Annotated in this window: 12 protein-coding genes; all 12 read right to left on the reverse strand. The window is 70.6% G+C overall.

What is annotated here, in order from left to right:
• Nucleotides 1–45: 45 nt before the first annotated feature.
• The 12 genes from aspA to ACZ56U_RS11455 all read right to left on the reverse strand — a co-directional run bounded on the left by aspA (nt 46) and on the right by ACZ56U_RS11455 (nt 12304).
• Nucleotides 46–1458 carry an aspartate ammonia-lyase gene (gene aspA / locus ACZ56U_RS11400; protein WP_469083793.1) on the reverse strand — a complete coding sequence of 471 codons (1413 nt, stop codon included), beginning with the start codon at nt 1456–1458 and terminating at the stop codon, nt 46–48.
• 112 nt (nt 1459–1570) lie between these two features.
• Nucleotides 1571–2587 (reverse strand): asparaginase, encoded by a 1017-nt coding sequence (locus ACZ56U_RS11405; RefSeq protein WP_469083794.1) that lies wholly within the window; start codon nt 2585–2587, stop codon nt 1571–1573.
• A 32-nt stretch (nt 2588–2619) separates the two neighbouring features.
• Complete coding sequence (locus ACZ56U_RS11410; protein ID WP_469083795.1) at nt 2620–4062, reverse strand: amino acid permease; 1443 nt, start codon at nt 4060–4062, stop codon at nt 2620–2622.
• Nucleotides 4059–4742, reverse strand: a complete 684-nt coding sequence (locus ACZ56U_RS11415; RefSeq protein WP_469083877.1) for a FadR/GntR family transcriptional regulator — start codon at nt 4740–4742, stop codon at nt 4059–4061. The genes ACZ56U_RS11410 and ACZ56U_RS11415 overlap by 4 nt, the downstream gene beginning before the upstream one ends.
• A 158-nt stretch (nt 4743–4900) precedes the next feature.
• The gene (locus ACZ56U_RS11420) at nt 4901–5737 is read right to left on the reverse strand and encodes an undecaprenyl-diphosphate phosphatase (RefSeq protein WP_469083796.1); all 837 of its coding nucleotides are present in this window, start codon (nt 5735–5737) and stop codon (nt 4901–4903) included.
• Between the two features lie 73 nt (nt 5738–5810).
• The gene (gene crcB, locus ACZ56U_RS11425) at nt 5811–6173 is read right to left on the reverse strand and encodes a fluoride efflux transporter CrcB (RefSeq protein WP_469083797.1); all 363 of its coding nucleotides are present in this window, start codon (nt 6171–6173) and stop codon (nt 5811–5813) included.
• The gene (locus ACZ56U_RS11430; protein ID WP_469083798.1) at nt 6170–6547 is read right to left on the reverse strand and encodes a DUF190 domain-containing protein; all 378 of its coding nucleotides are present in this window, start codon (nt 6545–6547) and stop codon (nt 6170–6172) included. The genes crcB and ACZ56U_RS11430 overlap by 4 nt, the downstream gene beginning before the upstream one ends.
• Nucleotides 6544–6993: a fluoride efflux transporter FluC gene (locus ACZ56U_RS11435; protein WP_469083799.1), complete on the reverse strand. Its 450-nt coding sequence runs from the start codon at nt 6991–6993 to the stop codon at nt 6544–6546. Before ACZ56U_RS11435 ends, ACZ56U_RS11430 begins: the two co-directional genes overlap by 4 nt.
• A 48-nt stretch (nt 6994–7041) precedes the next feature.
• Entirely contained in the window at nt 7042–8022 is a 981-nt protein-coding gene (locus ACZ56U_RS11440; protein WP_469083800.1) for an SMP-30/gluconolactonase/LRE family protein, read from the reverse strand.
• A 28-nt stretch (nt 8023–8050) separates the two neighbouring features.
• The gene (locus ACZ56U_RS11445) at nt 8051–8338 is read right to left on the reverse strand and encodes an ArsR family transcriptional regulator (RefSeq protein WP_469083801.1); all 288 of its coding nucleotides are present in this window, start codon (nt 8336–8338) and stop codon (nt 8051–8053) included.
• 254 nt (nt 8339–8592) lie between these two features.
• The gene (locus tag ACZ56U_RS11450; protein ID WP_469083802.1) at nt 8593–10152 is read right to left on the reverse strand and encodes a glycoside hydrolase family 53 protein; all 1560 of its coding nucleotides are present in this window, start codon (nt 10150–10152) and stop codon (nt 8593–8595) included.
• Nucleotides 10153–10282: 130 nt separating this feature from the next.
• Nucleotides 10283–12304, reverse strand: coding sequence for a beta-galactosidase (locus ACZ56U_RS11455; RefSeq protein WP_469083803.1), 2022 nt, complete (start codon nt 12302–12304; stop codon nt 10283–10285).
• Nucleotides 12305–12379 lie beyond the last annotated feature (75 nt).

Here is a 12379-nt window from a genome sequence, read left to right on the forward strand (position 1 = left end):
GTGCCTCCGGGCCGGTCCGGGCGCGCATCAGCGGATCGAGGCTGGTCAGGCCAGGGCCCGGCCGGTGCCCGCGAGGACTTCCGGGCGCAGCAGGTCGGCGAGGGTCTCGGCGGGCAACAGGCCCTTCTCCAGGACGAGTTCGGCCACGCCGCGGCCGGTGGCGAGGGCCTCCTTGGCGATGTCGGTGGCGGCCGTGTACCCGATGTGCGGGTTGAGGGCGGTGACCAGGCCGATGGAGTTCTCGACGGTGGCGCGCAGCACCTCGGTGTTGGCGGTGATGCCGTCCACGCAGCGCGAGGCGAGGGTGAGGCAGGCGGCGCGCAGGTGGGTGAGGGACTCCGACAGGGAGTGCAGGATGATCGGCTCGAAGGCGTTGAGCTGGAGCTGTCCGGCCTCGGCGGCCATGGTGATGGTGACGTCGTTGCCGATCACCTCGAAGGCGACCTGGTTGACGACCTCGGGGATCACCGGGTTGACCTTGCCGGGCATGATCGACGAACCGGCCTGTACCGGTGGCAGGTTGATCTCGCCGAGGCCCGCGCGCGGCCCGGAGGACAGCAGCCGCAGGTCGTTGCAGCTCTTGGAGAGCTTGACCGCGATCCGCTTGAGCACGCCGGACATCTGGACGAACGCGCCGCAGTCCTGGGTCGCCTCGACCAGGTTGGCGGCGGTGACCAGCGGCAGCCCGGTGATCGCGGCGAGGTGGCGGCGGGCCGACTCGGCGTACCCGGCCGGGGCGTTGAGTCCTGTGCCGATGGCCGTGGCGCCGAGGTTGATCTCATGGATCAACTGCACGGCCTCGTCAAGACGATGACGGTCCTCGTCGATCATGACGGCGTAGGCGGAGAACTCCTGACCGAGCGTCATCGGGACCGCGTCCTGCAACTGTGTACGGCCCATCTTGAGCACGTCATGGAACTCCACGGCCTTGCGGGCGAACGAGTCCTGGAGGACCGCCATCGCCTGGAGCAGGCCGCGCACGGCGAAGACCGTGGCCACCTTGACCGCGGTCGGGTAGACGTCGTTGGTGGACTGGCCCAGGTTGACGTCCTCGTTGGGGTGCAGGTGCCGGTACTGCCCCTTCTCGTGCCCCAGCAGCTCCAGCGCCCGGTTGGCGATCACCTCGTTGGCGTTCATGTTGGTCGAGGTGCCGGCCCCGCCCTGGATGACATCGACGACGAACTGCTCGTGCAGCTTGCCCTCGCGGATCTCCCGGCAGGCCTCCACGATCGCTGCGGCCTTCCGCGGCTCCAGCAGCCCCAGCTCCTCGTTGGCCAGCGCGGCGGCCTCCTTCACCGCGGCCAGGGCGTCGATGAGATGCGGGTAGGCGGAGATCGGCGTCCCGGTGATGGGGAAGTTCTCCGTGGCTCGCAGGGTGTGCACACCCCAGTAGGCGTCGGCGGGGACATCGCGGTCACCGAGCAGATCGTGCTCGCGGCGGCTGACGACGGCGGTCATGAGGTTCGGTTCCTCTTTCTGAGGGGGGAGGTGAGTCTTCTAGGGGCGCGGGGAACTGCGCGACCAGCCGCAACCGGCCCGCAGCCGCAAGAGGACGAGTCCAGGCACATCCTTAGGCGCAGGCCGAAACAACAACCGGCTCCAGCGACCGAACGGGCCGCACACGCCCAACCTCCCGGCCGCCTCCGTAAAGCGCCTCGCCCTGGAACTCGCCCAGAACAGCAGGATCAACCCCGGCCCAGGCCAACGCCGCCGCGGCGACAGGCACCCGCGCCCGATTCGCCCCGTCGGCGATCTTCACAGCAACAGAACGCCCGTCCGGAAGGGCGGCGACCTGCACGCCCTCGAACCCGTCCTTGGCGAGCAGCCCCGGCACCGCCCTCATCAACGCGGCCACGTCCCGGCCCGCCCCGGACGCCATCTCCGCGTGCGACCGCATCGCGTCGGCCACCCGCGCCTCGGGCGTGCCCGGCGCCGCGGTGGTGATGCGCGCGGCGGCCCGGGCGAGCCCGTGCAGCGAGACGGCGAAGAGCGGTGCTCCGCACCCGTCCACCGTCACCCGGGCGATCCGCTGCCCCGTGAGGTCCTCGACGATCTCGGCGATCGCCTGCTGGAGCGGGTGCGCGGGGTCCAGATAGCCGTCGAGGGGCCAGTCGTTGAGCACGCACGTGTAGAGCATCGCCGCGTGCTTGCCCGAGCAGTTCTGTGCGAGCCGGGAGGGCGGTCGGCCCTCCCGGACCCACCCGTCGCGCACGATCGGGTCGAACGGCATGTCCGGCACGTTGCGCAGGGCGTCCTCGCCGAGCCCCGCGAGCTCCAGGATCCGCCGGGTGCCGGCGAGATGGCGCTCCTCGCCGGAGTGGCTCGCCGCGGTGAGCGAGAGGAGCTCGCCGTCGAGCGGGAGTCCGGCCCGGACCATGGCCACGGCCTGCACGGGCTTCAACGCGGACCGCGGGTAGAACGCGGCCTCGATGTCGCCGAGCTGGAACCGGACCTGGCCGTCCGCGCCGAGGACGACGACGGAACCGTAGTGGATGCCCTCCACGACCCCGCCGCGTATGAGGTGGGCGACGGGGGCGTGCAGGGGCTCGCGGATCAGGGGTGGGGCCGCGACGGAACTGCTGTACATCACTTCCTGCTTCGGGATGAACGTCACGCGGGTCACGCGTCGACGTCGGTGGTGGAGTTGCGGGCCTGCCGGCCGCGGATGGCGTACCACCCGGCGACCAGCGCGCCGACGATCAGCGGCAGGCACAGCACGGTGGTGCGTCCGGCGCCGCCGTCGGCGTACATGAGGACCAGGACGGTGGCGAGGAAGGCCAGCGTCACGACTTCGGTCCAGGGGGAGCCCGGCAGTCGGTAGCCGGGGCGGGTCAGGTCGCCCTTCTGGGTCTTCTGCCAGAAGAGCAGGTGACAGATCATGATCATGCCCCAGGTGGACAGGATCCCGATCGCGGCGAAGTTGAGGACGATCTCGAACGCGTCGGCGGGGACCACGAAGTTGAGGCCGACGCCGAGCACGCAGATGCCGCTGGTGAGCAGGATGCCGCCGTAGGGGACCTGGCTGCGGCTCATCACGCCGGTGAACCTGGGCGCGGAGCCGGACATGGCCATGGAGCGCAGGATGCGGCCGGTGGAGTACAGGCCGGAGTTGAGCGAGGACATGGCCGCGGTGAGGACGACGAGGTTCATCACGCCGCCGGCCGCCGGGATCCCGACGTTGGAGAGCACGGTCACGAAGGGGCTCTCGCCCGCCTTGTAGGAGGACCAGGGCAGCAGCATCGAGAGCAGGACGACCGAGCCGACGTAGAAGAGGCCGACGCGCCACATGATCGAGTTGATCGCCTTCGGCATGATCTTCTCGGGGTTCTCGGTCTCGCCGGCGGCGACGCCCACCAGTTCGACGGAGGCGTAGGCGAAGACGACGCCCTGGATGATCAGCAGCATGGGCAGCAGACCGTGGGGGAAGACGCCGCCGTGGTCGGTGATCAGGGCCGGGCCGGGGGTGGTGTCGCCGACCTCGTGCTGGGTGACCAGCAGGAAGATGCCGATGAGCATGAAGGTCACCAGCGCGCCGACCTTGATGATGGCGAACCAGAACTCCAGCTCACCGAACATCTTCACCGAGACCAGGTTGACGGTGAGGACCACGGCGAGCGCGACGAGCGCGATCACCCACTGCGGGATGTCGGAGAACATGCCCCAGTAGTGGGTGTAGACGGCCACCGCGGTGATGTCGGCGATGCCGGTGGTGGCCCAGTTCAGGAAGTACATCCACCCGGCGATGTACGCGCCCTTCTCGCCCATGAACTCCCGGGCGTACGACACGAAGGCGCCCGAGGACGGGCGGTACAGGACGAGTTCGCCGAGGGCGCGGACGACGAGGAAGGCGAAGATCCCGCAGACCGCGTAGGCGATGAAGAGGGAGGGGCCGGCGTCGGCGAGGCGGCCGCCGGCGCCCAGGAAGAGACCGGTGCCGATGGCGCCGCCGATGGCGATCATGTTGACGTGCCGGGACTTCAGCGACTTGCTGTAGCCCTCGTCTCCGGCGTCGACATGGACGGAACGTTTCTGCACGCCGTCGTGCAGGCTCTGCTCGCTCAAGGCTGGGGTTCGCCTTCCGTGGAGGTGTCCGTGCCCGCGCCCGGGGAACGCACGATGTCGGTGAGGGTGGTCTCGACGCGGTCGAGGTGGTGGGACATGGCCTCCACCGCGTCGAGTTCGGAACCGTCGACCAGCGCCTCGACGATCGCCCGGTGCTCCCGGTTGGACTGCTCACGGCGTCCACCGAGTTCGTTGAGGAAGGCCGACTGACGCGCCAGTGCGTCGCGGATCTCCTCGATCACCCGGCGGAAGACCGGGTTCTGGGCGGCCTCGGCCACGGCCAGGTGGAACAGGGTGTCCATCGCGACCCACGCGGTGGTGTCCGTCTCCCGCTCCATGCGGTCCAGCAGATGCGCCAGGTGGTCGAGGTTCTCCGGGGTGCGGCGCAGGGCCGCGTACCCGGCGACGGGGATCTCGACGTGGCGGCGCACTTCCAGCAGGTCGCTGGCCGCGTAGTCGCCGAAGGTGGGGTCCTCGACCGCGTCGGCGATGACGAAGGTGCCCTTGCCGGTCTTGGAGACGGTCAGACCCATGGTCTGCAACGCCCTGAGGGCCTCGCGCAGGACGGGTCGGCTGACCTCCAGGGTGCGGCAGAGCTCGGCCTCGGAGGGGAGCTTGTCGCCGATGGCGTACTCCCCGCGCTCGATGGCGCCACGCAGATACGCCAGCACCGCTTCCATGGCGCTGACGCGCCGCGGAGGCTGTCCGGCTGTCCGGCTGTCTGACAGGTTCACGGGAGAGATACTCCGCGCGGCGGGAGGGTGCTGTCAAGACGCGTGAAAAAGGATTTTCACGGGGCGTGAGGGTTGAATGCCGCCTCACACCCCGGGCGCGCCGGTCAGCCGTGCAGCACACCCGTGCCGAGGAGACCGAACAGCAGCAGGCCCACGACGATCCGGTAGACGACGAAGGCGTTGAAGGAGTGCTTGGCCACGAACCTCAGCAGCCAGGCGATGGAGGCGTAGGCGACCACGAAGGAGACGGCCGTGCCGACGACCAGCGGTGCCGCGCCCGCGCCGGTGCCGAGCGCGTCCTTGAGCTCGTAGATGCCGGCGCCGGTCAGGGCGGGGATGCCGAGGAAGAACGACAGCCGGGTGGCGGCGACGCGGTCCAGGTCGAGCAGGAGGGCGGTGGACATGGTGGCGCCGGAGCGGGAGAAACCGGGGAAGAGCAGCGCGAGGATCTGGGAGCTGCCGACGAGCATCGCGTCCTTGAAGGACGTGTCGTCCTCCCCCCGCTTGTGCCGGCCCCTCTGGTCCGCCACCCACATCACACCGCTGCCGACGATCAGGGAACCGGCGACCACCCAGAGCGAGGCGAGCGGGCCCTGGATCAGCGGCTTGGCGGCGAGACCCACGGCGACGATCGGGATCGTCGCGCAGATGACCCACCAGGCGAACTTGTAGTCGTGGTGGTAGCGCTCCTCCTTGTCGCGCAGCCCGCGGCCCCACGCGGAGACGATCCGCACGATGTCCTTGAAGAAGTACACGAGCACGGCGGCGATCGCCCCGACCTGGATGACCGCCGAGAAACCCACCACGGCGTCGTCGTCGACGGGGATGCCCATGAGCCCCTCGACGATCTTGAGATGGCCGGTGGAGGAGACGGGCAGGAACTCGGTCACCCCCTCGACGGCTCCGAGGACGACGGCCTGACCGACGCTGATGGCGCTCATGGGTTCCAGTTCTTCCAGCGGAGGGGCGGATCGGGCGGGGACAGTCTTACTACACGCGGACGTGTCCGGATCCTTACGCCCCGAGCGCGCGGGCCAGTTCCACGCCCGCGAACGCCGCACCGAGCCCCGCGAGCAGGGTGCCGCCCACGTTGGCGAGGGCGTACAGCCCCGCGCCCGTCTCGGCCAGCCGCAGGGTCTCGTAGGAGAACGTCGAGTACGTGGTCAGAGCGCCGCACAGGCCGGTGCCGAGCAGGAGCTGCACCTGCTGGGACCCGGCGGCGCCGGTGAGCAGGCCGAGGACGAGACAGCCGGAGACGTTGACCGCGAAGGTGCCCCATGGGAAGACCGAGTCGTGGCGGGACTGGACCGCGCGGTCCGTGAGGTAGCGGAGCGGGGCGCCGACCATGGCGCCCGCGACGACGAGCAGCCAGTTCACGACGAGTTCTTACCCTCCGTGTCCGTTTCCTCCGGCTCGTCCCCGCCGGCGTACCGGATGACCTCGCAGGCGTCGAGGGTCACCAGCCCCTCGGTCACGAGCTCGTCGAGCTGCGGCAGGAAGGCCCGCACCCGCTCCTCGGTGTCGACGACGACGATCGCGACGGGCAGGTCCTCGCTCAGGGACAGCAGCCGTGAGGTGTGGATCCGGGAGGAGGCGCCGAAGCCCTCGATGCCGCGGAAGACGCTGGCGCCCGCGAGGCCCGCGGCGTGCGCGCGGTGCACGATCTCGCTGTAGAGGGGCTTGTGGTGCCAGGTGTCGTTCTCGCCGACGAACACGGTCACCCGCAGGGCACTGCCGGTCAGCCTCGTCATGACGGTCTCCGCTTCAGGACACGGCGGGTGGTGGTCGCGGCGAGCCACACCGCGGCGAGGGCCGCGAGGAGAGTCGCGGCGAGGTAGGCGAAGCCGGTGCCGGGGTGGCCGGAGTCGACCAGCTTCTGGATGTCGACGGCGTAGGTGGAGAAGGTGGTGAAGCCGCCGAGGACGCCGGTGCCGAGGAAGGGCCTGACCAGGCGGTGGGCGGCCCACACCTCGGTGACGACGACCATGAGGACCCCGATGGCGGCGCAGCCCGCGACGTTGGTCCAGAAGGTCGCCCAGGGAAATCCGCCCGGCCGGTGGGGCCACCACAGGGAGAGCCCGTACCGGGCCGTGGCGCCGAGGGCCCCGCCGAGCGCGACCACGGCGACGACGGGTGCCTGGCCGCGCGGAGGGCGGGGCGCGGGGGTGCGGAGCCTCTCGGCCTCCGGAGTTGTCATGGTCGTACGTCTCCTGCCTGGACCGCCCTGTCAGGGCCGGTCAACAGGCTAACGCCGGACGCTCTTACCGGCGGGCGGCTCGCACAGGGCGACGCCTCGCTCCCACAGGCTGCCCAGGACCAGATGGCCTGCGGCCTCGCAGACGCTGGTGACCATCCGGAAGCCGGAGCGGCGGCGGGCGAGGTGGTGGACGGTCGCGCCGTGGTCGTCGACGGCGAGGACGCCGATCGTGCCGGTGGGACGGAAGGGGGCGTGCACGGCCAGCCGGGCGGCGGCGCGGCGGGCGGCGGGCGCGGCGCGGTGCAGAAGGTCCAGCGGGGGCACGCGAGGGCCGGCCAGCGACACCCAGATCGGCCCTTCGGGACCCGCGCGCCAGATGTTGTCGGGCATGCCGGGGAGGTCCTCGACGAAGGGTTCACTGCGGCCGGCGTTCGGGCCGGTGAGCCAGAGGCGGGTGAGGCGGCGCGCGCCGGTCTCGGCCACGACCAGGAAGGACTCGTCGCCGCTGGGGGCGAGCCCGTTGGCGAACTGGAGCCCCTCCAGGAGGACTTCGGGTGTCTCACCGCCGGGCGCGAGGCGCAGCAGACGGCCCGTGCCGGTGTGCTCGACGAGGTCGCCGATCCACTGGTCGAGGGGGTAACTGCGGCTGGAGACCGTGAAGTACACGCTGCCGTCGGACAGGGCTACGGTGTTGCTGCAGAACCGCAGCCGCTCCCCCGCCACCGAGTCGGCGAGGATGCGCACCACGCCGGTGGTCAGGTCGACGCGCAGCAGGCCGAGTTCGGCGTCGCACACCAACAGGGTGTCGTCCGAGAGGAGTTCGAGGCCGAGCGGTCTGCCGCCGGTCTCGGCGAGCACCTCGACGCGAGCCGTGTCCGGATCGGCGAGTCCGTCGAGGCGCAGGAGGCGGCCGTCCTCCACCCCGGTGAGCACCCGGCCCCGGCTGTCGGCGACCACGTCCTCGGGGCCACGGCCGCCGATCGCCACGTACCTGTAGGGGACCAGCACCTGTGCACGCTCCACGGACATCCGCCCTTCGTCGCCGGTGAACCCGTTCCTACCAGCCCTTCTCGAACATGCGGGCCACCTCGGCCAGCCGCATCTCGTCCCGCCGGTAGTACGTGCGCCGCTTGACCCGCGTGGCGTGCAACAGACCGATGGCCGCGAGAAGTTCGAGATGGGTGTCGGCGACTTCACGGCACACCCCGAGTCTGGCGGCCACGGCGTCCGCGGTCACACCCTCCTCGGTCAGCTCGCCGCGACGCCGGGACGGGAAGTGCGCGGCCGGGTCCTTCAGCCATTCCAGGATCTCCAGCCGTCGTTCGCTGACGGGAGTTCGCAGCATGGCATCCCCTCTCGGTCCGGCCTCCTACCGCGTGTTCCCACTGTCCCGCAATTGAGACCGTCGTATACGGACTTCACACGGCTTGTCCGATATCGAACGGGCATGTGGGGAACGTCTGCCGGAGCGTCTGCCGCTGTCGCTGTCGCCGTGGGCGTCTGCGCCGGGCGACGAGTCGGGACCGCCGCCTCCGGTTGGGCGGCACCGCGCGAGGGCCCGGCCGCGCGGTGTGCGGCCGGGCCCTCGGGTCACCTGGGCTACCGGTGGCTGAACCACGCCATCGCCGGCAGCGCCTTGTCGTCGTAGCCGAACAGGGCCTGGTTCTCCCAGCCGTTGCCGGAGGAGGAGTCGGCCGGGTCCCAGCCGTTGCCGGTGACCGCGGTCCAGGTCGACTCCCAGTAGAAGACCCCGAGGCCGCGGCCGTTCGGGACGGCCTCGACGATGCTGGCCACGTCGTTCATCCAGCGGGTCTGGCCGGCCGTCGTGGCCGGGTAGCCGGAGACGAGTTCGCTGTCGAGGTTGATGATGTTCTCGTGCCCGTCCTCGCTGTCGAGACGGAAGGGGTACGCCGTCTCGGCGACGAAGACCGGCTTGCCGTAGCGGGAGGCCGCGTCGTCCAGGGTCGTCTGGAAGTCGGACAGCGAGCCGTGCCAGTAGCCGTAGTAGGACAGGCCGATGAGGTCGAACTTCACGCCGTTCGAGACCGCGTTGTCGAACCACCAGCGGGTGCCGGCCAGGTCACCGCCCTTGGCGAGGTGCAGCGCCACCTGGGTGGAGGAGCTGACCGCCTTGACCGCGGCGTAGCCGGAGTTGAGCAGACCGGCGAGCTGCGACCAGTTGTCGGTGGAGCCCGCCGACCACAGCATGCCGCCGTTGATCTCGTTGCCGACCTGGACCATGTCGGCCGTGGTGCCCTGCGCCTTCAGCGCGTTGAGGACGTCGTACGTGTGGTTGTACACGTCCGTCTTCAACTGGCTGTAGCTGTGGCCGGCCCACGGCGCCGGCACCGTCTGGGCGCCCGGGTCGGCCCAGGTGTCCGAGTAGTGGAAGTCGACCAGCAGCTTCATGCCCTGTGCCTTGACGCGCTTGGCCAGCGCCAGCACCTGGGTCTTGGTGTTGTAGCCGTCCTTGGGGCTCACCCAGACCTTGACGCGCGCGTAGTTCTGCCCGGCGGACCTGAGGACGGCGAGCGCGTCGCCGGTCGCGCCGGAGCTGGTCCGGTACGTACCGCCGCGCGCCTCGCTCTTGGCGAGGGAGGAGACGTCGGAGCCCTTGATGGTCGTCCCGCCGGTGCCCGACGCGAAGGTCAGGTCGTCGACGTTGATCCAGTTGCCCGCGTTGGCGTCGCTGTTGATGCTGATGGTGCACTGGTTGCTGGTCACGTTGACCGGGACCACGATCCGGATCCAGCCGCTCGCGGAGACCGGCAGATTGGTGCGCTGCTCGGAGCCGCCGCAGTTCTTCAGGGCTATGTAGGCGGAGTTCTGACCGCCGCCGGAGCGGACCCAGGCGGTGAGTCTGTAGGCGCCGTTGGACAGCCCGGACAGGTACTGGTACGTCTCCACCTTGTACGCGGAGGACGCCCAGTGGGTCAGGCGGTAGCTGCCGCCGTGGCCGCCGGCCTCGCTGAACGATGCGCCGGTCGAGCCGTACTCGGACCAGCCGGCCGGGGCCGCCGTGGCCGCGCCGTCGGATTCGAAGCCGCCGTTGGTCAGCGTGCTCGCCGCCTGGGCGGTCTGGGCGGGCAGCGCGGTGAGGGCGAGCCCCGCGGTGAGCGGGAGAAGCAGGGCGCGCAGGGTGCGTCTGGGATGGAACATCGTCGTCCGTCGTCCCTTCGACATGGGGGTGGGGAATGCCCTTCGACGGGGATGGCGAAGGGGCCCCTCCACCCGCGGCTCGCGGCTCGCACGGGCGGAGGGGAGTCGGTCGGGCGCGTGGCGCCCCGGTTCAGCCGTCGAGTCGTACGACCCGGACGCCTCCGGCCGGGACCTCCAGGCGGCCCGCGGCCTGCACACCGGTCAGCAGCTCGGTGCCGGTGCCCGCCAGCGCCACCTTCGCGTCCTCGGCGGTGTGGTTGATCGCGAACAGGTAGGTGCCCGACCCACCGGCGCGGTGTACGACCTCGACGTCGCGGGGCAGGTCGGCGCGCGAGGTGACCTGGGCGTCCTCGACGGCCCAGCCGAGCAGCGCGTCGAGGCCCTCGGCACCGAGGCGGGTGGAGACGTACCAGGCGGTGCCCTCGCCGAGACGGTGCCGCGTGACCGCCGGATGTCCCGCGGTGAGCCCGTCGGCGTAGGTCCACACGGTCTCGGCGCCGTGCGGGACGACGAACTCGGTCCACACGTCGCCGTTGAGCTCGGAGCCGTCCGGGCCGGTGAGGCGTACGTTCTCGCCCTGGAGCAGCGGCGAGAACTCCTCGATCGCGAGGCCGAGGACGTCGCGCAGCGGGCCGGGGTAGGCGCCCTCGTGCACGGCGTCGTGCTCGTCGACGATGCCGGAGAAGTAGGAGACGACGAGGGTGCCGCCGTTCTCCACGTACTCCTTGAGGTTGTTCCCGGCCGTCTCGGTCATCAGGTAGAGGGCGGGTACGACGACAAGGGGATACCTCGACAAGTCGGCTTCCGGGTGGGCGAAGTCGACGGTGAGGTGCCGGTCGTAGAGGGCCTCGTAGAAGGCGTCGGCGCGCTCGCGCGGGTCGTGGTCCTCGCTGGGGCGCCAGTCGAGGTTCTGCGCCCACCAGGAGTGCCAGTCCCACAGGACGGCTACGTCGGCCTGGGTGCGGGTGCCGCGCAGGTCGCTCAACGAGTCGAGACAGGCGCCGAGTTCGACGACCTCGCGCCAGACGCGCGTGTCGGTGCCGCCGTGCGGGAGCATCGCGGAGTGGAACTTCTCGGCGCCGCGCCGGGACTGGCGCCACTGGAAGAACATGGCGCCCTCGGAGCCGCGCGCCACGTGGGCGAGGGAGTTGCGGGCCATCTGGCCGGGGGCCTTGGCGGGGTTGCGGGCCTGCCAGTTGACGCCCGAGGTGGAGTGCTCCAGCAGGATCCAGGGCGCTCCCCCGGCCACCGAGCGGGTGAGGTCGGCGGCCATGGCGAGGTTGACGTGGGTGCGGCGGCCGTCGGTGATCAGGTAGTGGTCGTTGGTGACGATGTCGACCTCGCGGCCCCAGGCCCAGTAGTCGACGGAGTCGCACTGGCTGAGGGCGGTCATGAAGTTGGTGGTCACCGGGACACCGGGCGCGAGGCGGTGCAGGATGTCCCGCTCCATACGGAAGTTCTCGCGCATGGTGGCGTCGGCGAAGCGCTTGTAGTCCAGCGCCTGGGCCGGGTTGCCGACCGTGGGGGCGAGGCGCGGCGGGTTGATGTCCTCGAAGTCCGCGTAGCGCTGGCCCCAGAAGGCCGTGCCCCAGGCCTCGTTGACGCCTTCGACGGTCCCGTAGGTCGAGGCCAGCCAGCGCCGGAAGTGGGCCGCGCAGGAGTCGCAGTAGCAGGCGGAGACGGGGACGCCGTACTCGTTGTGCACGTGCCACATCGCCAGGGCCGGGTGGTCGGCGTAGCGCTCGGCGAGCCGGGTGGTGATGTTCGCGGCGGCCGCGCGGTAGTCGGCGTTGCTGTGGCAGATCGCGCCGCGGGAGCCGAACTCGTAGCGCACGCCCTCCGCCGTCACCGGCAGGGCCTCGGGGTGGGCCCGGTAGAACCAGACCGGGGGCACCACGGTGGGGGTGCCGAGGTCGGCGCGGATGCCGTTCTCGTGGAGCAGGTCGAGCAGGCGGTCGAGCCAGCCGAAGTCGTACACGCCCGGTGCCGGTTCCAGGAGCGCCCAGGAGAAGATCCCGACACTCACCATCGTGACGCCGGCCTCCCGCATCAGCCGGACGTCCTCGTGCCAGACGCTTTCCGGCCACTGCTCGGGGTTGTAGTCCCCACCGAAGGCGAGCCTGGTGAGGCCCCTGGGGGTGGCTTCCGGCATGGGTCTCTCCCGTTTAATCGATCATTTGGGAACGTGCACACACCTGACCAGGGGTGCGAGCCCAACATAACCGCA

This window comes from Streptomyces sp. NPDC034103 (genome assembly GCF_055575395.1).